General features: G+C 64.9%; 15 protein-coding genes. 6 read left to right on the forward strand and 9 right to left on the reverse strand.

Annotation, left to right across the window (positions count from 1 at the left end):
• From VJS90_RS01375 to VJS90_RS01385, 3 genes are all read left to right on the forward strand, one after another.
• A partial coding sequence (locus tag VJS90_RS01375) for an Ig-like domain-containing protein (protein ID WP_324118317.1) occupies positions 1–2,789 on the forward strand: 2,789 nt, incomplete at its 5' end.
• Positions 2,790–2,853: 64 nt separating this feature from the next.
• A complete protein-coding gene (locus tag VJS90_RS01380) occupies positions 2,854–3,780 on the forward strand; it encodes an SCO family protein (RefSeq protein ID WP_324118349.1) in 927 nt (308 codons plus the stop codon).
• A 170-nt stretch (positions 3,781–3,950) separates the two neighbouring features.
• A complete protein-coding gene (locus tag VJS90_RS01385; protein WP_324118320.1) occupies positions 3,951–4,913 on the forward strand; it encodes a homocysteine S-methyltransferase family protein in 963 nt (320 codons plus the stop codon).
• Positions 4,914–4,944: 31 nt separating this feature from the next.
• Here the strand turns inward: VJS90_RS01385 and VJS90_RS01390 are convergent, their stop codons facing one another.
• Together VJS90_RS01390 and VJS90_RS01395 are read right to left on the reverse strand one after the other, a co-directional pair.
• Positions 4,945–5,694 (reverse strand): 3-oxoacyl-ACP reductase family protein, encoded by a 750-nt coding sequence (locus VJS90_RS01390; RefSeq protein WP_324118322.1) that lies wholly within the window; start codon positions 5,692–5,694, stop codon positions 4,945–4,947.
• A gap of 163 nt (positions 5,695–5,857) precedes the next feature.
• Positions 5,858–7,066, reverse strand: coding sequence for a carbohydrate porin (locus VJS90_RS01395; RefSeq protein ID WP_324118324.1), 1,209 nt, complete (start codon positions 7,064–7,066; stop codon positions 5,858–5,860).
• 132 nt (positions 7,067–7,198) lie between these two features.
• Here VJS90_RS01395 and VJS90_RS01400 point away from each other — a divergent pair, with 132 nt between their 5' ends.
• Complete coding sequence (locus VJS90_RS01400; RefSeq protein ID WP_324118326.1) at positions 7,199–8,692, forward strand: MFS transporter; 1,494 nt, start codon at positions 7,199–7,201, stop codon at positions 8,690–8,692.
• Positions 8,693–8,791: 99 nt separating this feature from the next.
• On the forward strand, positions 8,792–9,484 hold the full coding sequence (locus VJS90_RS01405) for a type 1 glutamine amidotransferase domain-containing protein (protein WP_324118329.1): 693 nt from the start codon (positions 8,792–8,794) through the stop codon (positions 9,482–9,484).
• Between the two features lie 326 nt (positions 9,485–9,810).
• Here the strand turns inward: VJS90_RS01405 and VJS90_RS01410 are convergent, their stop codons facing one another.
• From VJS90_RS01410 to VJS90_RS01440, 7 genes are all read right to left on the reverse strand, one after another.
• Positions 9,811–10,773, reverse strand: a complete 963-nt coding sequence (locus tag VJS90_RS01410) for an aliphatic sulfonate ABC transporter substrate-binding protein (RefSeq protein WP_324118331.1) — start codon at positions 10,771–10,773, stop codon at positions 9,811–9,813.
• 13 nt (positions 10,774–10,786) lie between these two features.
• Positions 10,787–11,752 carry an ABC transporter substrate-binding protein gene (locus VJS90_RS01415; RefSeq protein ID WP_324118334.1) on the reverse strand — a complete coding sequence of 322 codons (966 nt, stop codon included), beginning with the start codon at positions 11,750–11,752 and terminating at the stop codon, positions 10,787–10,789.
• Positions 11,753–12,596: 844 nt separating this feature from the next.
• A complete protein-coding gene (locus VJS90_RS01420) occupies positions 12,597–12,809 on the reverse strand; it encodes a DUF3077 domain-containing protein (protein WP_324118337.1) in 213 nt (70 codons plus the stop codon).
• Between the two features lie 985 nt (positions 12,810–13,794).
• Positions 13,795–15,009: a hypothetical protein gene (locus VJS90_RS01425; RefSeq protein WP_324118339.1), complete on the reverse strand. Its 1,215-nt coding sequence runs from the start codon at positions 15,007–15,009 to the stop codon at positions 13,795–13,797.
• A gap of 9 nt (positions 15,010–15,018) precedes the next feature.
• Positions 15,019–16,977 (reverse strand): hypothetical protein, encoded by a 1,959-nt coding sequence (locus tag VJS90_RS01430; protein WP_324118341.1) that lies wholly within the window; start codon positions 16,975–16,977, stop codon positions 15,019–15,021.
• 8 nt (positions 16,978–16,985) lie between these two features.
• Complete coding sequence (locus VJS90_RS01435) at positions 16,986–17,834, reverse strand: SH3 domain-containing protein (protein ID WP_324118343.1); 849 nt, start codon at positions 17,832–17,834, stop codon at positions 16,986–16,988.
• 415 nt (positions 17,835–18,249) lie between these two features.
• Complete coding sequence (locus tag VJS90_RS01440; protein WP_324118345.1) at positions 18,250–20,073, reverse strand: NAD(P)/FAD-dependent oxidoreductase; 1,824 nt, start codon at positions 20,071–20,073, stop codon at positions 18,250–18,252.
• A gap of 252 nt (positions 20,074–20,325) precedes the next feature.
• Here VJS90_RS01440 and VJS90_RS01445 point away from each other — a divergent pair.
• Positions 20,326–22,104 (forward strand): sigma-54-dependent Fis family transcriptional regulator (locus tag VJS90_RS01445; RefSeq protein ID WP_324118347.1); only part of this gene is annotated, 1,779 nt, incomplete at its 3' end.

Consider the following 22,104-nt stretch of genomic DNA (forward strand, 5'->3'; position numbering starts at 1 on the left):
CGGTAGGCTCGCCGGCCGAAGGCCGTCCGCCAGGAAAGGGCTGGTCGCACCAGCGCTGGAACGAGTTCTATCCCCAGGCCGCGTTCAAGACCGCCCAGGCCGGGGCGCGGATCAACCAGGGCCTGCGCGACCGCAAGCAGCTGCACGGCTATGCCAAAGGCGAGTTCGGCCCAGGCGGCCTGTACTACCAGACCTCTGACATTCCCACCACGCTGGGGACCACCCGCGGCATCGACACGCGCTTCCACCCCAAGATGCCGTTGCAGAACCACAAGGCGCTGTGGACCTTCGACGGCACCTTCCCGGTCAAGCTGCTGATGGTGCGCTACGGCCAGCCGTTGCTGATGCGGCACTACAACGCCCTGCCGATCGACCCGTCGGCCAACGGCGGCTTCGGCCTGCACACCATCTCCACGCATGAGCACAACGGCCACTCGCCAGCGGAAAGCGATGGCTTCGCCAATGCCTATTTCTTCCCCGGTCAGTACTACGACTACCGCTGGCCGGTGCAACTGGCAGGCTACGACACCATCAACACCAAAGCCGAAGACCCACGGGCGGCCTTCCCCTGCTCGCCGGGCGAAACGCTGTTCGTCAATGACGCCTCGCCGGGCCTGAAGACGTGCGAGAACGGCAGCATCAAAATCCGCGGCGACTGGCGTGAAACCATGAGCACCCACTGGTTCCACGACCATATGCTCGATTTCACCGCGCAGAACGTCTACAAGGGCAACGCGGTGATGATGAACTACTACAGCGCCCTGGACCGCGGCAATGAAGCGCTGCAGGACGGCGTCAACCTGCGGTTTCCCAGCGGCTCGGCCATGCCGTGGGGCAATCGCGACTACGACGTGAACCTGGTGATCGCCGACAAGGCCTGGGATGCGAACGGGCAGCTGTGGTTCAACCCGTTCAACACCGATGGCTTCCTGGGCGACCAGATGCTGGTCAACTGGCAGTACGAGCCGCGCCTCAAGGTGCGCGCGCGCAGCTATCGCTTCCGTGTGCTCAATGGGTCGGTGTCGCGTTACTTCAAGCTGGCCGTGGTGCGCGAGGTCGCAGGCAACGCGGGCGAGTTCAAGGGGCCGTCAGGGTCTGGCGTGTCGTACGCCCGCGTGCCGTTCCACATGATCGCCAACGACGGCAACATCATGGAGCATGCCGTGCCCTTCGACGGCAGCATGGACCTCAACGGCGACGGCGACCGCCAGGACAGCAATGGCATCCTGCCCACGCAGTCCATCGCCGAACGCTACGACATCATCATCAACTTCGCCAGGAACGGGATCAGTCCCGGCGACAAGCTGTATTTCGTCAACCTGCTGGAGCACAACACCGGCAAGGGACCGAACAAGGTCATCGCGCTGGGCGATGTGCTGTCGGAAAAATATAAGGCGGTGATCAAGGACACCAGCAAGGGGCCGGAGTGGGACAAGGGGGATCCGGTCGTGGGCAAGTTCCTGCAACTGGTGGTGCAACCCTACAGCGGCCAGGACCTGAGCATGGACCCGGTGGCCTACGAGCCGGCAAAGCCAGGCAAGCCCGCAGGCCTGAAGATGATCCCCCTGCCGCTCGACCGCGACAGCGTGGGTGACAAGGCCAAGGTCAAGGCGGCCCGGCATCGTGAATTCACCTTCGGCCGCTCCGATGGCACCGACACGGCGCCCTGGACGATCAAGTCCGACGGCGGCTTTGGCTACAGCATGGACCCGCGCCGAGTCAGCGCCGCGCCGCAACTGGCCAGCGAAGCCACCGACGGCGGCTTCAGCGGCGACGGCACGCTGGAAGTGTGGAAGATCAAGAACGGCGGAAATGGCTGGAGCCACCCGGTGCATGTCCACTTCGAAGAGGGCGTGATCCTCTCGCGCGATGGCAAGGCGCCGCCAGAGTGGGAAAAGTGGGCGCGCAAGGACGTCTACCGCATCGGACCGGAGACCGACTCCTCGACCGAAGTGGAAATGGCCATCCGTTTCCGCGAGTTCGCCGGCACCTACATGGAACACTGCCACAACACCCAGCACGAAGACTCCTCCATGCTGCTGCGCTGGGACCTGGAGCACCCTGGGCAATTCCAGGTGATGCCAACCCCGCTGCCGGGCTGGGACGGTGTCGAATACGTCAGCTCCGCGGCCCTGCCTGCTGTACGTACCAGCAGTACCGGCAATGGCGATGGCCATGACGATGACCAGAGCGGCAACAAGCCTCCCGTGGCCATGCCGGACAGCGCCGCGACCGTCGCAGGCACGCCGGTGACCCTCAACGTGCTGGCCAACGACAGCGATCCCGACCGCAACCTGCCGCTGACGGTCGCAGGCCTCGCCCAGCCGGACTCCGGGCAAGGCACGGTCAGCACCACCGGGACGCAGGTGATCTACACGCCGCCCTCCACGGTGGCAACGCCCTTCACCGCCACGTTCACCTATGAGGCCCGCGACGCGCTGGGCGCGGTCTCGGCGGCGCCGGCGACGGTCAGCATCGCCGTCTCGCCCGCAGCGGCTGCCGACGAGCTGGTGGTCAGCAGTGCCACGGTGCAGGCGCGCAGCAACAACCGCTACACCTGGGACCTGTCCGGCACCACCTCGCAGGCCACGGGCAACAGCATCCGGGTGACGGCATCGACCAGCAGCGGCCCGCTGGACCTGGGTGCGGCGACCTTGAGCCCGGCCACCACGGGCGCGCGCTGGCGGCTGTCGGTCACCACCACCGGCAGCCCACCCGCCACCCCGCCAACGGTCACGGTGCGCTCCGCGCTGGGCCAGAGCCTCACGGTGCCGGTCACAGTCCGCTGAAGAAGGGAGCACGGTCATGAGCATGTTTCGTCGTACTCGAGGGTTTCACCTGCTGTGGCTGCTCATGACCTGCCTGCTGTTCTGGCACCCGCACGCGCCTCAGGACGTGGAAGCCGCCACGCCCTGGGGACAGGACTACTTCCCCAATACCCCGCTGGTGACCCAGGATGGCCAGCCGGTGCGTTTTTTCGATGACCTGATCAAGGACAAGGTGGTGGCGGTCAACTTCATCTTCACCGGATGTTCCGACTCCTGTCCGGTGGAGACCGCGCGCCTGCGCCAGGTACAGAAGATTCTCGGCGACCGGGTGGGCAAGGATATCTTCCTCTACTCCATCAGCATCGACCCGTACAACGATACGCCGGCGACCCTCAAGCGCTACGCCGAGAAGTTCGGCCTCGGCCCCGGCTGGACCCTGCTCACCGGCGAGCCAGGCGACATCGAGCAGTTGCGCCGGCGCCTTGGCCTGTTCATCGAGGGGCTGGAGAACGGCCGGTCCAAGGACCACAACCTCAGCCTGATCATCGGCAACCAGAAGACCGGGCGCTGGATGAAAGCCTCGCCGTTCGAGAGCCCGTACATCCTGGCGGACAGGCTGGGCAACAGCCTGCATAACTGGAAGAACGCCAGCAACCTCGCCAACGACTACGCCCATGCGCCGCAGGTACGCCCGCCGAGCACCGGCGAGCAGATCTACAGGACGCGCTGCTCGTCCTGCCATTCGCTGGGCGATGGCGCACTGGGCGCGCCGCATGGCATCGGTCCGGACCTGCTGGGGGTTACCCGGCAACGCGAGGCGAAGTGGCTGGTCAACTGGCTCAAGGCGCCAGACAAGATGCTGGCCGAAAAAGATCCCCTGGCCCTGCTGCTCTACGAGCAATACAACCGCCTGCCCATGCCCAACATGCGCCTGGGCGACACCGAGATAAACGCCTTGCTCGTCTACCTGGAAGAAGAGACCCAGCGCATCCAGACGCCCGTGACACGCTGAGCCCGCAACGCCTGCGCCGCTGCGCCCAGTCAGGGCCGTCACGGCGGCCAACTGGCGACACGCGTTCGTCTGCTCATCATCCGAGGCCTGAGGTTTTGGCCATAATTTCAACGGCAGTCGCAAGTCATCTCATGACCGGCGTGGCAACTCGCGTCTTCAGGAGGCTTCCCATGGCTAGATACCGCAATGCCCTGCCCCAGCTCGGCGGGAACCTGTTTCTCACCGACGGCGGCATCGAGACGACGCTGGTTTTCCACGAAGGCGTCGAGCTGCCGCACTTCGCGGCATTTCACCTGATGCACGACGTGGAGGGCAAGGCCCTGCTGCGCAAGTGCTACAGCGCCTATGCCGACATCGCCAAGGCGTTCAAGACCGGGCTGATCCTCGAGGCCCCGACCTGGCGCGCCAGCGCGGACTGGGGACAACGGCTAGGCTATACGCCGCGCATGCTGGAAAATGCCAACCGGCAGTCGGTCGCCTTGCTCGAAGGCATTCGCGCCGCCTACGAGCCCGAGGTGACGCCGCTGGTCATCAGTGGCTGCCTGGGCCCGCGCGAGGACGCGTATCGACTGGGCAACAAGATGAGCGCGCAAGGGGCCCGTCACTACCACAGCGCGCAGGTCCAGACATTCGCGGACACCGAGGCCGACATGCTGTGCGCCATGACCCTCAACTACATCGATGAAGGCACCGGCATCGCCCTCGCCGCCCGCGATGCGAACATGCCGCTGGCGCTGTCCTTCACGGTCGAAACCGACGGCAAGCTGCCCGAGGGACCCTCATTGCGCGAAGCGATCGAACAGGTGGACCAGCAAACGGACGGTTACCCGCAGTACTACATGATCAACTGCGCCCATCCCTCGCACTTCGAGGCCGTGCTGAGCGACGATGCCGGACCGTGGCTCAAACGGGTCCGCGGCATCCGCGCAAACGCATCAAGCAAGAGCCACGCCGAACTCGATGAAGCCACGGAGCTGGACAGCGGTGATCCCAAGGCCCTCGCCGCGCAATACGCCGGGCTCAAGCGCCACCATGACCAGCTGAACATCTTTGGCGGCTGCTGCGGCACCGACGCTCACCACGTCCGTGAAATCGCCCGGGCGTGCGCGCCGTTGTTCGCATCAGCGGGCTGAGTCGGCGGACAGCCCGCCTCCTCGGCCCGGCTCAGGCGCCAAAGCCCCCATCGATCGTCAGGTTCGCACCGGTGATGTAGCCGGCCTGCGGGCTTGCGAGGAAGGCGACGAAGTCGGCGATTTCCTCGGCGGTGCCGTAGCGGTCCAGCGCCATCAGGCCCAGCATGCCCGGGGCCATTTCGCCGTCGGCCGGATTCATGTCGGTGTCCACGGGGCCTGGCTGGACATTGTTGACAGTGATCTTGCGCGGGCCGAGGTCGCGGGCCATGCCCTTGACCAGGCCGGTCAGCGCCGACTTGCTCATGGCGTAGGTCGCGCCGCCGGCAAACGGCATGCGATCGGCGTTGGTACTGCTGATATTGATGATGCGACCGCCCGCGCCCATGTGCGGCAACACTGCCTGGCTGGCGACGAACACACTGCGCACGTTGATCGCCAGGGTGCGGTCGAAGTCTTCCAGGGGCAGGTCTTCCACCGAGCCGAGGGCCAGCACGCCAGCATTGTTGATCAGGATGTCGATACGGCCGAACACCTGCGCCGCCTTCGCGACCGCGCCTTGCACGGCCTGGGCGTCGCTGCTGTCCGCCTTGATGGCCACGGCCTTGCCGCCGCCTGCGAGGATCTCGTCCTGCAGCGCTTCGGCCTTGCTCGCCGAGCTGACATAGGTGAAGGCAACGCTGGCGCCATCGGCCACCAGACGCTTGACGATGGCCGCGCCAATGCCGCGGGAGCCGCCCTGGACCAAGGCAACCTTGCCGGCGAGTGGGGTTGGGTTTGACATGAATGAACTCCTGAGCAGATCGGGCGTTTTGCCCGGATTGAGGGGAAGTCTCCGCCGGGACACACCTTGGCCGCAAACGCGCGGAACGTACACGGAGGGAACCGGGAATTATAGACAGGCCAATGCCAGGCATCCCTCAGCAACGACACCGTTCCCGCAGGCCTTACCACCAGGTCTCCAGCTGGATGCCGGCGTTGGTGCCATGCAACTGTGATCCATAGGGCCCATCCGAGGCCAGGGCCGTACCGGCGTCCGCCGCCTCCTGCGCCGTGCGGTTCCAGCGGGCGTAGGTCACGTACAGGCGGATCTCGGGCCGGGCCATGAAGGCCTTGCCCACGGTCAAGGTCGGGGCGATGGTGATCTTGTCCAGCTTGCGGGTACCGCCGCGGTCTGGATCGATTTCGTCATGGCCGAACTCCATCACCAGCTTGAAATGCTCGCTGAAGGCATAGCTGGGGCGCACACCGAAGGAATACCAGGTGTAGCCCTGGTCGTCCGGTGCCTTGGTCTTCTGCACCAGCGCCAGCAAGGCGCCACCGAACTCGGGGGTGACCTGCCACATGGGCGACTCCAGCACCCGCCAGCTGCGCGTGTCGCGTCCGGCGGTCAGGTCGCCGGTCTGGCCCAACCCGACGCCAGGGCCCTCACCGTATTGCACCACCAGACGGTTCTCGCCACCGAGGAAACCATCCTGGTCGTGCTCGGCGCTGATCGACCAGCCGCCGTGGGCGTTCTCCACATGACCGGGCCTGTCGATAACGCTCACCCCCAGTTCCAGGTCGCCGCCAGGATTGGGACGAATGCCGCCGAGGTTGAAGTCATGCCGGCTGGCCTTGTGCTTCTGCTCGATGGTGTCTTCGCGGGTGAAGGCATAGCTGACCAGATACTGGCCGAGCTTGTAGTTGTCGATGCCCGCCCCGGTGCCGCTGGGGTTCCAGTAGTAGAAGTCGTTGATGTGGATGTCATGGCGTTTGTAATAGCGCCGGCCCGCCCAGAGGGTGGCGTCATTGAGCGCGGGCGACTTCACCCCGGCCCAGACCTGCGGCATGCGGATCGAGCCGGTGTCACCGCCAAAGTCGGGAAAGTGGTTGTACTGCTCGACCAGGCTGGCCATGCCATTGAGGCTGACCACCGTGCCGTCCTCCCCGTGGTACACATCCTGGTTGAGCTCAAGCTCCCAGTAGCTCTCGCACTCGTTGCCCAGCCGGTACTTGGCCGGTGCGCCTGCCAGCTGGAAACAGGCCTGGCGCCCCTTGCCGCCCAAGGCCTCGCCAAACCCGGTGCGTCCATAGCCGTGAAATTCCAGCGCCTGCGACGCCAACGGCGTCGCCAGGGCAACGGCAGCCCACAGGCTCGTCCATGATCCTTTCATTCCCACTTCCTTGCCTGGCTGTCTTGTCAGGGCAACTGACCGCTCAAACGGGGCAGAAGTGCGATTTTTGAACTCCCTGCGCACTGGACCGCTCCATCGCCTATCCGAACCCGTCAGCGAACAGGAGTTGCCATGACGACCCAAGCCCTACGCAAGCCCGCCGGCGCATCAGCGGACGAACGCTACTACAGCACCGACATCCCCGCCCGTCTCGATCGACTGCCCTGGACGCGTTTTCATACGCTGCTGGTCTTCGCGCTGGGCATCACCTGGCTGCTCGACGGCCTTGAGGTGACCCTTGCGGGCTCTGTCTCCGGGGCCCTCAAGGACAGCCCTGCCCTGGCGATGAGCAACACCGAGATCGGCCTGGCGGGCGCCACCTACATTGCCGGGGCGGTGCTCGGCGCGCTGTTCTTCGGCTGGCTGACCGACCGCCTCGGGCGGCGCAAGCTGTTCTTCATCACGCTGTTCCTGTACATCGGTGCCACCGCGGCCACGGCATTCTCCTGGAACCTGTGGAGCTTTCTGGTGTTCCGCTTTCTCACGGGCGCGGGCATTGGCGGTGAGTACACCGCGATCAATTCCACCATTCAGGAATTTACCCCGGCACGCTACCGCGGCTGGGTCGACCTGACCATCAACGGCACATTCTGGCTTGGCGCGGCACTGGGCGCCGTGGGCGCGGTGGTGTTGCTCGATCCCGCGGTGGCTGGCGGCGAACTGGGCTGGCGGCTGTGCTTTGGCATCGGCGCCGTGCTCGGGCTGGTGATCATGCTGATGCGTTTGTGGATTCCCGAGAGCCCACGCTGGCTGATGATCCACAATCAGCCCGAAGAAGCCGAGCGCATCGTCGCCAGCATCGAACGCCATTACCACGAGCGCGGCATCGCGGTGCCCCCCGTCCAGGAGCCACCGCTGCGCCTGCGGGCACGTGACCACACGCCCTTGCGCGAGGTGTTTAGCAGCCTGTTCGTCGAGCACCGCCGCCGCGCGATGGTCGGGCTGACCTTGCTGACCGCCCAGGCGTTCTTCTACAACGCGATCTTCTTCACCTACGCGCTGGTGCTGACCGACTTCTACGATGTGCCCTCGGCGCAAGTGGGCTGGTACGTGCTGCCTTTCGCCCTCGGCAACTTCTGCGGGCCGCTGCTGCTCGGCCGGCTGTTCGACGTGGTCGGCCGGCGCATCATGATCAGCAGCACCTACCTGGCCTCGGGGATACTGCTGACCCTCAGCGGGTATCTGTTCCAGCAGGAGCTCATTGACGTGACCCAGCAGACCATCGCCTGGATGGTGATCTTCTTCTTCGCCTCGGCGGCGGCCAGTTCCGCCTACCTCACCGTGGCCGAAACCTTCCCGCTGGAGATCCGTGCCCTGGCCATCGCCGTGTTCTACGCCTTTGGCACCGGCCTTGGCGGGCTGATCGGCCCGACGCTGTTCGGCGCGCTGATCGAAACCGGCGAACGCACGAACGTGCTGTATGGCTACCTGATCGGCGCGGCATTGATGATTGCCGCGGCGGTGGTCCAGTCGGTGTGGGGCGTGGCGGCCGAGCGCAAGTCGCTGGAGGCGGTGGCGAGGCCGCTGTCCCAGGTGCGGGATCAGGATGCTGCGTACCTGCGCTGAGGTGTTGGAACCGCGACTGAACGTCTGCGGCCACAGGGTTTCCCACAATAACGCAGGCGATTGGCGCGCTGCCCATTCACTTCTGGAGGATTGGCTCACATGAAGATTCTAATGGTCCTGACATCCCACGATCAGTTGGGCGACACCGGCAAGAAGACGGGATTCTGGCTGGAAGAGTTCGCCGCGCCCTACTACGTGTTCATCGACGCCAAGGCGCAGGTCACCCTTGCCTCGCCCAAAGGCGGTCAGCCGCCGCTGGACCCGAAAAGCGACGAGGCAGACGCCCAGACTGACGCGACCCGCCGGTTTCGCGGCGATACCACGGCGCAAAAGGCGCTGGCCACTACCGTGCCGCTGGGCGAGGTCGACCCGTATGACTTCGACGCGGTGTTCTACCCCGGCGGCCATGGCCCGCTGTGGGACCTTGCCGAGGACAAGGATTCGATCACGCTGCTCGAAGCCTTCTACGCCTCCAACAAGCCGATCGCAGCGGTGTGCCATGCCCCGGGCGTGCTGAAGAACGTCACTGCGCCCGATGGCCACCCCGTGGTGAAGGGCAAGAGAGTGACCGGGTTCACCAACTCCGAGGAAGACGCTGTGGGCCTGACCAAGGTGGTGCCGTTTCTGGTCGAGGACATGCTCAAGGCCAAGGGCGGCCAGTACTCCAAGGCCGGGGACTGGGCAAGCTACGTGGTCGAGGATGGGCACCTGATCACCGGGCAGAACCCGGCGTCGTCCGACGCGGTGGCCGAGGCGCTGCTGAAGCGGCTCGGGCAAGAGCAGAACGGCTGAAACGCTGTGGGAACTCGATGGTGCATGGCAACCCCCTGTGGGAGCTGGCTTGTCCAGCGATCGGCGGCGAAGCCGTCGTAAAACCTGCGCCCTCGATGAGCCTGATACAACCATGACTCAGGGTCTGCTGCCGCTTCGCGCCCGATCGCAGGACAAGCCAGCTCCCACAGGTTGCCTGTACCTGGAGAACAGCACTGTAGCCTGTGGGAGCTGGCTTGCCAGCGAAGAGGCCGACCCTGCCAGAGCCTTGTGATGTACCTCTGGAAGCAGGCTGCACAACAGCGCTCGCCTATGGACCGAAAGACCGCCGACCTGTCCTCACCCGTTCACTGAGCACTTCCAGGCTCATACAACGTCACCGCACGGGCATCCACCGGCTTGGGCAGCAGGCCCTCACGCAAGAACGCATCGGCGATGCGTTGCTGCTCGCCCAGGTCATCGACCCGCACTGGCTGTACGTCATAGCTGCGGCGCGCGTTGGCCTGCTGCACAGTGGCGCTGTCCAGGTTGCCCCATAGCGGGCCAAGCACAGCGGCGGCATCGGCGGGATTGGCCTTGGTCCATTCGCCGATTTCACGCAGCGCGAGGTAGACCTGCTGCAGCACATCGGGATGCGCCTTGGCATAGTCGCTGCCGGCCAGGTAGTAGCGCTGGTAGCTGGCAAGGCCGCTGCCGTCGGCGAGAATCCGCGCGCTCTGCTGGCGCTGGGCGCTGGCCACGTACGGGTCCCAGGTGACCCAGGCATCGACCTTGCGATTCTCGAAGGCCGCGCGGCCATCGGCCGGAATCAGGTAGGCGGGGCTGATGTCCTTGAAGCTCAGGCCAGCCTTGGCCAGCGCCTGGATCAACAGGTAGTGGCTGCCGGCGGCCTTGGTCACGGCCACCCGCTTGCCCTTGAGGTCGGCCAGGGTCTTGAGCGGCGAGTCCGCCGGCACCAGGATCGCCTGGGCGGTCGGCGATGGCGTTTCACGTGCGAAGTAGGTCAGCTTCGCACCAGCGGCCTGGGTGAATACCGGCACCGTGTCGGCCACGTCCGCCGAAAGATCGACGTTGCCCAGGTTGAGCGCCTCGAGCAGCGGCAGCCCGCTGGGAAACTCATGCCAGCTGACGCGGATCCCCTCGGCCTGCAGACGTTGTTCCAGCGTGCCGCGCGACTTGAGCAACGTCAGCAGGGTTGACGACTTCTGGTAGCCGATGCGCAAGGTCTGCTCGGCGCTGGCCAGTCCCGGGACCAGGCCACCGATCAGCAGGCCGACGGCCAGATGTCGCAGGCGTTTGAAATGAAGCATGGGCATTCTCCGGTCAGTGTTGGGCTGCGACTGCGTCAGCGCTGGGTACGCTGAAGCCGGTGGCGAAGGTGGGGGCCACGTCCAAGCGCTCTTTCATCAAGCCGTGGGCGTGGTAGAAATCGGCGGTTTCCTGCTGCTCGGCGATGGTCTTGGCATCAATGCCCTGCCACTGCAGCTTGCGCCGCTCGAACTGCAGGCGCGCGGCGTCCTGAGGGAAACCGATGATCTTGGCCAATGTGCTCGAATAGCTGTCCAGGTGCTGGTAGGCCCAGATCTGCGCGCCCGCCAGCCGCTTGAGGTAATCCTCCAGCGCGGCCCGGCGTGCCGGTTCGTCCAGGGCTTTTTCAGTGGCTGCCAGGAAGCTGTTGCCGCTGGACAGGCCGCGGCCATTGACCAGCACCCGGCCCTGCCCGCTCAGTTCGGACAGCGCGGTGTAGGGCTCCCACGTCGACCAGGCATCGACCGAGCCGTTGGCCAGGGCGATCTTCGCGTCGACCGGTCCCAGGAAGCGGAACTCCACGTCTTTCTCGCTCAGACCGACCTGGTCGAGCGCCTTCAATGCCAGGTGGTGGCCAATCGAACCGCGCCCGGTGGCGATGCGCTTGCCTTTGAGATCGGCCGCTGTGTGCAGCGGCCCATCCGGGCGCACCAGCAGCGCGGTGCCGTAGGGGTCGGACTTGTCCACCGCCACCGCCTTGACCGGCGCGCCGGAGGCCAGCACGAACAACAGCGGAGCGTCACCAATGATGCCGGCATCGATTGCCCCCGCGTTCAGCGCCTCGGCCAATGGCGCGGCGGCGGGGAACTCGGACCAGTTGATGTCATAGGGCAGGTCGCGCAAGGCGTCGGCGGCCTCCAGCTGGGCACGCATGTTGCCCTTCTGGTCGCCTATGCGCAGGGTCAGGCGGTCTGCCGCAAACACGTGAGTGGCCGCCAGCAAGGTGGCGGCGAGAATCAGAAAGCGCGAACGAATGTGCATGGTGCTCCTCAGGTTGTCCCTTGTACCGATGGGATCGGTTTGAGACAGACTCTAACGAGCTAGATACGATTAATTAAATTCATTTTAGTCATAAGCTAATATGCAGATCATTTTATCAGGCTGAAGCTCGATGGTGCCGGGGCACCCAAGTCTCCTTCTGGGAGAATCTATGGTGCCCGCGCAGCCAGGTACCTTGTGGAAGGTTCCATGGTGCCAGCGCAGCCAGGCACCTTGTGGAAGGTTCCATGGTGCCGGCGCAGCCAGGCACTTTGTGGGAGCCGGCCTCGTGCCGCGATGGGGCGCGAAGCGGCCCCAGAATTGAATAGGCGCTGAAAGGCCAACTGGCTGCATTCGGTGCTTCCTGCCACCACCGCACAACCCGGTAACCCTTGCGCCCCGGCGAGGGCTGCGCCCTCGATCGCGACACAAGGCACGCTCCCACAGGGCCCGGCTGTGCCGGGCCAGGGGCAGTGAGCACCTCGGTGCAAGACAGTTGCTCCCACATATGCCCTGGCTTCGCCAGCAAGGGATCAATAACCGAGCTGGCCGCGCCAGCTCTTGTGGGAGCAGGCCTCGTGTCGCGATCGAGGGCGAAGCCCTCGCCGGGGCGCAGGATCACAAGATCATGCGATGCCGGCAGGGTACACAGACAGTTGCTGCTCCAGTCCAGACAGCGCAAGCCCCATGCAGATCAAGCCTCAATCACCCCAGGCATCGAGCCGCCAGACGCGGTTCCATCGCCATTGGGCTGCCGAGCTTTGGCGCGGTCCTGAATGCTGTGGCTGATGCCCTGCCCCACATCATCGACCAACGCCCGCGCCAGTCCCGACAGCATATGCGCCGCCTAGACCAGGGTGTCGTTCTTCTCCATGACACCTTTGAACGTCAGCGTGTGCACACAGGTCATCAACACACTCGCCTGTTCCAGCGCGTAGTCCACCGGCACCCCCGTCATCACGCGAAACAAGCGCGACGGCGAACCCTCGCCCTCGCCGCACGAAGCGAAGCCCGGCGTCTTGATACCCTCGAATCGGTTGATTTCCAAGTCCTTGCCCATTGTCATTCCTCGACCGAATGTTGATCTGGAGTGCTACCCGTCGCGGGTAGCGCCGGATGGGCGAAACGCCACAATGGGGCCTCAGGCACCCTCCAGATCAACAGAACACCATTATTCAAAGAGGCAGATACATCCCGCCTCTGCGACTTATGCATTCATCAGCAGCATCAATGCCGCTTCTGCACCTGAGCCAGCGCCGTCTCGACCAGCGTATGAGCCGCTTCGATCTCGTGCATCGTGGAGAGCGTCAATATCTGCCCGCCCGGGACGGATGCACCACCATCGCCTGCTGGGCAGTGGTCAGGGCGCAGACCAGGTACTGGGAGGCCTGGACGAGAATATCTTCCAGGTTGTTGGGGACTTTGTGAAAGGAATGAGGTGGGTCTGGGACTATTTTCAACATGGTCTTGCACCTTTTATCTATGGGCCATACCGCCTGCCCTTCCCTTGCAGTGGGATGGGTGGCGGCTACGTGCGGGTCTGCAAGACCGGGAAAAAGGCAAAACCGGCAGGTCCGAAGACCTCCCACACGCAGCCACCATAGATCGCAATCACCAGAATGTGGGACATACCGGAGACTTTGAAGGCGCGTTCAACGCAATTTTCGGCGAGCTTGCAGGCCCGGTCGTTGAATACCAACGACTGGGCGAGACTAGTAGCATGACGAGCTCGCTGCAATGATTTGAAGGCGTTACAAGTATCTTTCGGAAATGGACTACAAGGAAGAGGGAAAATCTGAAGTTTTTGCACTTTTTTGGAGCGCTGAACGTGCGTCGATGCGCAAGCCTAACCAAGTGTTTCCATTCGCTGAACCCTGGCCGGCCAGGACCGTCTCAATGATGGGATCCCGAGGTATCGCGTTGGCCGGGGTTACAATTTCGTAGGCCGCCATCAATTGACTATTTCCCAGTCCTGACGCCATCTCTGCCTGGCGCGGCGGGTACCATGCGATACAGCCCGGGAAACCCGGGCTGCAGGGGATGTGTCAGTTGGCTTCGAGCTCGAAGCTTTTGCTGACGAACAGCGAGGCGAACAGCGTCTTGTCTTCGCGGAACTTGTAGGTCTCGGTGAACTTGCCGTCGCTCACCAGCTTCTCGGCGATCGCGCACTCCGAATCGCTATGCTTCCTGGCCTTGGTGCCAAAGTCGCTCTGCCACGTCGACAGGCCGACCTCCTGGCAATAGGCGTCGAACCTGGCTTTCTCGTTACCGCCTTTGAACACGTCATGGCTGTCCTTCAGCGGGCTGAAGCCCTTGTAGGTCAGCGAGTACTCCTCGACCTTGGCCTTGCGCGCGAACGCACTGACGGCATCGGCCAGCACCGCTTCACCGGTGCCGGTGCTGTAGGCCCCCACGATGAACGCGCTGAGCGCGTTCTTGAGCATGTCCTGGACAGCATCGAGCTCAGGCAGCGCGACAAACTCCGCCTCACGGGTGATCTGGCCAACCTGGCTGCCGTCGTTGCGGTGGGTGACGACGAAGGTCATGCTGCCCTCCCCGTCATCGGAGCGCTTGAGGGTGAAGTCCAGGTCCACTTTAGTGCCGAATTCGCCGGTCGCCGCGACCAGGAACGCACCGGTGCCGGGCGTGCGCTCGACCATGTTGTTGCCCCAGCTGTACGAGGACTTGACGACTTCGCCGTAGGCGCCGATCTCGGCGCGAGGCTGGATTTCGTCGCTGACATCGGACACCAGGACGACTTCGGAGCCCTTGTGGGACAGATAAGGGTCGGCCATCTCCATGCCCAGCAGCTGGATATGGATTTCCCCGTCCCTGCTGTCACCGGAGTGGCTGACCTTCAACGCATCCGCCTTGAGATAGACGCCGCCAGCGTTGCGCCCGGTGGTGGAGCGCAGCTGGTACTCGGCCCAGCCAGCCAGGCCTTCCTCGGCGGAGTCACCACGCACCGAAGCCAGCAGCCCGTTCAGGCCGCGCAGGAACTGCTCGGCGCCGTTGGTCTGGGCTGCAACCAGGCGGATTTGCGGGTCTTCCACGGTCAGGTTGCCGGAGAACATCGAATAGGAGACATCGCCCTCCGACAGCACATCCTGCAGGAAGAAACGCTCCTTGAAGTCGTCGTAGTAACGCTGCGCGGCTTTCTCGCCGGAGCTGGACAACAGGGCGGACGCACCGCCGATCACCACGACCGCTGCCGCGATGGAGGCGATCAACAGGTGCTTTTTGTTCATGGTTCTGATCATCGCGATGCCTTACTGGATTTGAGCGGAAGCGTTGTTCCAGGTATTCACGTGTTGCTGGGAGACCTCGGGGGTCCAGCTGAAGTCGATGCCTGCGCTTGGGAACTCACGAGCCAGCACGGCGCCGAAGGACACCCGGTCCGCACAGTGGTCCTGCTTGCACGCTTCGGGCTCACCTGCCGAGTACACGCGGTAGGTCGGCACTGCGCGGCCATCCTCGAGCGGGGCCATCGGCGTCATGTTCGCGGCCTGGACGACATACCACTCGTTGGCGAAATCCTGCTCGGCGACGATACGGCCTTTGCTCGGGAAGTCGATCTCGTAGTAGTCACCGCTCTTGCCGGTCACGTGGACCATCATCGCGGTGGCGCGCTTGGACGTGTCGGGGTTTTGCAGGGCCAGTGGCGAGCCGAAACGCACGCTGATGCCAGCCATCTGCGCCAGCGCTTCGGTCTCACGGCCTTCGAGGTCCTTCATGCCGGCCTTGATCTGCTCGTAGCGCTCCAGCACCCGGGTATGCAGTTCAGCCATCTGCTGCTGGGCGCGGCGCACTTCGCGCAGCCGCTGCTGCTCGCGCTCGAGCGCCCAGTTGTAGCCCTCGCGCACATCGAAGTAGAGCTGACCACGGTTCTCGCCCAGGCGATTGCGGACGATCTTCTGCGTGTTGTTGCCCCAGCCCGCATCGACATACAGGCCCTCGAGGCTCTTGCCGACGTGGAAGTTTTCCACGCCGACGGTGGTCGGCGAGGTGCTCTTGATCAGCTGGAACACTTCTAGCGCCGCGTGCTTGTACTCGGCCGCATCCAGGGCAAAGGACTCGTCCGGGGTGGTGACCACGTAGTACGGGTCGCTGTTGAACGGCCCAAGCACCCGATAATTGCCGCGCTGGAACGCGAGGTAGACCTTCATCTGCCGGGCCGGAATCTCGCCCAGCAGGAACAGCGCCTGGTCGGCATTGGGTGTCAGGTAGGAAAGCGCCTTGCCCTTCACCGCGTCTTCCGTGTTCTTGCCAAACATCAACCCGCTCGGGTGGACATAGACACGGTTCCAGTTGTCACCGCGATAGGTGTTGGGGATCTTCCAGGACAGCTTGTCGAACGCGCCTTCGGCGTAGCCCGATCCCGGGCACGGCATGGCCGGGCTGGAAGCGAAGGCCAGGCTGGTATCGCCCTGATCGAGGATCGACTTGCTGACCGTCCACTTGCAGCCCGTGGCGTCGACGATCTGAATCAGTTGCGGGTGCGCGGCGACCACTGAACGGCCGAGGTCTGCCGTGGGGGCGGCGGCTACAGCGGCAGGTGGCGCCGCGGGTACCGGTGCCTCGGCCACGGGGGCGACCGGAGCGGATGCCGGCTGTGTCGGGGTCGGGGCGGCAGCGGGCGCAGGCGGCTCGGCCGCTGGCTGCTGGACCGGGGCCACGGCAACTGCGGCGGCAGGCGCCGAGGGCGGCTGGACGGCAGCAACCGCGGCCGGTTCCGGCGTTTTCACCTCGGGCGCCTGAGGCGCAGGCTGAGGTACAGGCGCCGGCGCTTCAGCGACCACCTGCGGAGCTGGCTGCGGGGCGGCTTGCGGAGCCGGCTGCGGGGCCGGGGCAACCGCTTGCGGGGCCGGGGCCGGGGCCGCAGCCGGAGCTGCCGCAAGCGTGACCAGTCCAAGGTTCGCCGCGGTGCCCGAGCCGCTGGCATACAGGTTGCCACCTGCGTCCAGCGCCTTCCAGCTCACCTTGGCTGCCGGGCAGTCCTTGCCAAGCACGAAGGGCAGCTTGGCTACCAGGCCAGAGAGCATTTCCTGATTGTCCCAGGCCGGCCGACTGATGGTCAGCTCGACCTCTGGCCTGCACCAGTTCGCTGCATCACCCGGCACTTCGACCCGGATGTTGTCTTTTTTCGAATAGGCCAGCTCGTGTGCGAAAGCCTGAGGCGCCAGGCCGTAAGCTGCTACCACTGCCAGCGCAAGTGCGCGCTTGTTCATGCTCAACCTCAAATCAGTTCCCAGGTGCCATTGGTCTGCTTGCAGAACGTGTTCTGCTCCTGCTCGGTCTGGCCGCTGGCCGACTTGAGGCTTACGGTGACCGGGCGGCAGGCCGTTTCGGCGGCGATCTGCTCGGTCGGCAGGGACTGGATCGAGTCCAGGTCGAACGCCTGGGTTTCCTTGCTCGCGGCCACGTCCATGTCGTCCAGGTTCACGGCCGGCGCGGCGCGCTTGGCCACTGCCAGGGACTTGGGCTGCACGTAGTCCTTGTGGACATAGCCGACGGTCACGCCCTTGCGGCCGACCAGGATCCAGTCGCCGGTGGAGCCGACAGCGGTGAACTCGGTGCTGCTCGGCAGCCCGCCCACTTTATCGGCCTTCACGTTGGGCGCCGCGCGCACGTTCAGGCTGGACTTGGTGACATAGGCCTCGTTGATCAGCTTCATCGACGGCACGGCCTGGATCTTCGGTGCGCGCTTGACGGCCACGGTCTGGGTCTTGGTGTATTCCTGGCCCTGGCTGATGCTGGCGGTGGCGCCCGAGTGACCCGATTTCCAGGTCTGGGTGGAAGCCGTGGCCGGCTGGCTCAACACCTCCTGCGTGCGCAGCGCCAGCGCTTGCTGGTCCTGCTCGTCCAGCATGTGGCCGATGCGATTGCCCAGGTAACCGCCGATGCCGGCGGCGATGAGCGCGGCAGCGACCTGGCCGCTCCCCTTGCCCATGGTCGCGCCAATGGCAGCGCCCGCGAGGCTGCCGATCAGGGTACCGGCCTGCTCCTTGTTGATACCCAGCTGTGCACAGCCGGAAGTGGAGGCGATGGCGACCGCAAGTAGGGTGGCGACGAACTTCTTACGCACTGGTTGTTTCACTCCGTGTTGTTGGAATTTATTTCGCTGTTGCCAGCGGTCTGGTCAGGTTGTAGCGCATGGCCTGCGCGCGGGCCTCGAGGCCGGCCGCGCGCGCAGGCAGACACCGGTACGTGCCAGTGTCTGGAAATGGATTTGATGCAGTCACAGCGACGCGAGGGGTTCATGACTGAACACCCAGCCGCGAATCGGGAAGGTCAGGAAGACGACAATGTGCAACGGATGACATCCAACGGATCCTTGTCGGAGAACGAAAATCAGCGGCGCCGGGACCTGCAGCCTGAAGGCGGGTCGACCAAAACGCGGTGGCATGTTGCCATGGTTAGGGCGATGAGGCTACCCGTTTGACGCCATCCATGGCTGCCGAGCCCTCGGACCGCCCGGCCAAGGCCGGGCGGTTCCGTGCTCAACCGGTGTGGTGACTCGGCGCAAGACGGTACACGGATGTCGCCAGGCCTTCGAACCGCGCTTTCAGCTGCAGCGCCAGGTACAGCGAATAATGCCGCGACTGATGCAGGTTGCCGCCATGGAACCAGAGGTTGTCCTGCTGCGTGGGTTTCCACATGTTGCGAAGTTCGCCTTCATACGGGCCTGGATCCTTGGTCGTGCCAGACCCCAGCCCCCAGCAACGGCCAACCTTGTCGGCGACTTCCTGGGAAATCAGCTTCGCCGCCCAGCCATTCATCGAGCCATAGCCAGTCGCATAGACGATCAGGTCCGCCGGCAGGCGGCTGCCATCATTGAGCACGATGGCGTCTGGCTCGATACGCTCGACGCCAAGGCCTGGCGCGCTCTTGAGCTTGATCGTACCGTTGGCGATCAGCTCCGAGGCGCCGACATCGATGTAGTAGCCCGAGCCACGGCGGACATACTTCATGAACAGCCCCGACTCGTCGTCGCCGAAGTCGAGCATGAAACCGGCCTGGGTCAGGCGGTCATAGAAGTCCTTGTCCCGCGCCTTGATCGCCTCGAACTGCGGCTGGTGGAAGCTCGGCATGACCTTGTACGGGATCGATGCGAACAGCATGTCGGCCTTGTCGGTGGTAAGCCCGCTCGCGACGGCATCTTCCGAATAGAGCCCCCCAAACACGAGGTCCATCAGGCTGTCCGAGCGCACGATATGGGTGGAAGAGCGCTGCACCATGGTCACTTCGGCGCCGTTCTCGACCAGGTCGGCGCAGATATCGTGCGCCGAGTTGTTGGCGCCGATGACCACCGCGCGCTTGCCGCGCCAGGCATCGCCGCCGGGATGGCCGCTGGAGTGGTGCTGCTGGCCGCCGAACGACTCGGCCCCCGCATAGGCGGGCACGTTGGGCACACCGGACATGCCGGTGGCGAGCACCAGTTGCGTGGGCCGCAGCACCAGGCGCTGGCCGTCGCGCTGCACGTCCACCGTCCAGGTGCCGTCCTGCTCGTCGAAGCTGGCGCTCACGCATTCGGTGCGCGTCCAGTAGTTAAGCTCCATGACCTTGCTGTACATCTCCAGCCAGTCGCCAATCTGATCCTTCGGGGTGAAGACCGGCCAGTGCTCAGGGAAAGGCAGATAGGGCATGTGGTCGTACCACACCGGGTCGTGCAGGCACAGCGACTTGTAGCGCCCGCGCCATTGGTCGCCGGGGCGCTCGGCCTTGTCGACGATCAAGGTGGGCACGCCTAGTCGCTTGAGCCGCGCCGCGAGGCCCAGGCCGCCCTGCCCTCCGCCAACGATCAGGCAATAGGGCTGGGTGGTGATGCCGAGCGACGCCTGCTCATCGCGCTGGCGCTCGAGCCAGTTGCGCTTGTCCGCGTGGCCGTGGCCATGACTGGCGCCCATCGGCCGCCGCCGGCCGCTGGGTTCCTCGAAACCCTTGAGCTCGCGCATGGCGGTCAGCAGCGTCCAGCACAAACCGTCCTTGAGGCGCACGTAGCCCTTGCCACGTGCCGACTCGGTTTCCAGGCTGATCCAGCCTTCGAGCACGCCGTTGTCCAGCGTTGCCTCGCCCTCCACGGTCCAGCGCGTGGGGGCGGTCTGCTCCAGGCGGTTCTCAAGCAGGTCACGGATGCCTGGTTTGCCTTCCAGGGTGACCAGGTTCCAGCTGAACAGCAGCAGGTCACGCCAGTAGCACTCCTCGCTGAAGAGCTCTAGCGTGGCGTCCAGGTCTCGCTGGGCAAGGTGTTCGTCAAGGCGCTGGACCCAGTCAGCGAGCTGGGCGGTGGGGGTCTGCAGCGGTGTGTCGATCGCGACATTCATGGGGTGTCTCCCTGTTTTTTGTTTTTGTGCCCTAGTGCCTTGAGCAAAGGTCAGGCCATTTTCCCCGAAGCCCCGTGGCAGAGCTCTTGCGCCGGGCGCAGATGGCATCCGGGGCGCGGACAGGACCTGGGGAATGTCACGCTTTCGATAACCCGCAGGACAAAGTGTCACTCGGTCACGGGACACGGCCGCCGCAGGTTGTTCTAAGCTGCGGGCAGCACTGTGCTTGAGACCGCAGCGGAGAATAAGAAGATGACGTCTGCCTTGATCAGTGCCCATGCGCAGCAGGTGCTACAGGCTGTGCAAGGCACGCATGACCCCCACGGCCCGATTGCCGACCCCGCCATTACCCGCTCCTGGCGCCGTTGCCTGGACCAGCACCGGCTGGATCCGGCCAGCCACCGGGCGCCGAACGTGCTCGAGCAGCCGCGCTTGCAGGACCACCGGGCGCCGCTGGAACACATCCTCGAGGTGGCGCGCTGGCAGATGAACAGCCTGCACCAGCAGCTGGGTGGGGATGGACATGTCGTCCTGCTGACGGACGCCCAAGGCGTGGTGATCGACAGCGTGTTCAGGGAGGCCGAGCGGGCCGGGTTCCAGCGTGCGGGACTCTGGCTTGGCGCCATGTGGAGTGAAGACTGCGAAGGCACCAATGGTGTGGGGACCTGCCTGGTCGAGCGCCAGCCCGTGACCATCCGCCGTGACGAGCATTTCCGGGGGCGGCACGCCGGCCTGAGCTGTTCCGCCAGTCCGGTCTTCGCGCCGGGCGGCGAATTGCTGGCGGTGCTGAACCTGTCCTGCGCCGACACGGGGCATAGCCTGCACCAGCGCTCCCAGGCCATGGCATTGACCAACTTGTCGGCGAAGCTGATCGAGAACTGTTTTTTCCTTGGGCATGATCCGCATCGGTACCTGCTGCGCTTTCATCCCGAGCCCCGGTTCGTGGGACTGCTGGGGGAAGGTCTGATCAGTTTCGACGACGACGCGCGCATCTGCTCGGTCAACCAGGCGGCGCTCGAGCTGCTGGGCCTGGAGCGTGCGCAACTGGCAGGGAAACCCTTGAGGGTGCTGCTGGAGACGCCACTGCCACAGGTGCTTGGACAGGCCAGCCCGCAGCCGGGTATCTGCTGGCCGATGCGGCTGGCGGATGGGCGCCTGTTCTACGCGCAGCTGCGCCAGCCAGTGGGCCCCACGTTCAAGGCTCCGGCGCCGGCACCTGCGCTCGTCGACACCCGGGTCTGCCTGCAAGACCCGCGGCTGCAGCGCGGCCTGGCCCGCGCGGCGCGGGTGCTGGAGCGGGACGTGCCGGTATTCCTGCACGGCGAGACCGGCACCGGCAAGGAAGCCTTCGCCGCGGCACTGCATCGCGCCAGTTCGCGCGCGGGGCAGCCTTTCGTGGCGATCAACTGCGCGGCCATTCCTGAAACCCTCATCGAGAGCGAACTGTTTGGCTACCGTGGCGGCAGCTTCACCGGCGCCCGCAAGGAAGGCATGGTCGGCAAGCTGGAGCAGGCCCATCGTGGCGTGCTCTTTCTCGACGAGATCGGCGACATGCCGCTGGCCTTGCAGACCCGTCTGCTGCGTGTGCTGGAGGAGCGCGAGGTGGTCCCGCTGGGCAGCGTCACGGCGCGCCCGCTGGACGTGCGCCTGATCAGCGCCAGCCATCAGAACCTGCACGACTGCGTTGCCCAAGGGCGTTTCCGGGAAGACCTGTTCTATCGCCTCTGCGGCTACACCGTGCAGTTGCCGCCCCTGCGCGAGCGCGCGGACAAGCGCCCCCTGCTCGAGCTGCTGTTGCGTGAGGAGGCCGCGGGCATGGCCATTGCGCTGGATCCTGGGGTGATGGAGCGGCTGCTCGCGCACCCCTGGCCGGGAAATGTCCGGCAACTGCGTACGTGCCTGCGGACCTTGGTGGCGTTGGCCTGGGAGGGTCGAATCAGCCTGGAGGACGTGGCGGAGCTGTTGCCGGAGACGACGCAGGTCAGCGTGCCGGACGAGGCCCCGCTACGCACCCTGGAGCGGCAGACCCTG

The organism is Pseudomonas sp., assembly GCF_035277045.1.
GTDB lineage: Bacteria > Pseudomonadota > Gammaproteobacteria > Pseudomonadales > Pseudomonadaceae > Aquipseudomonas.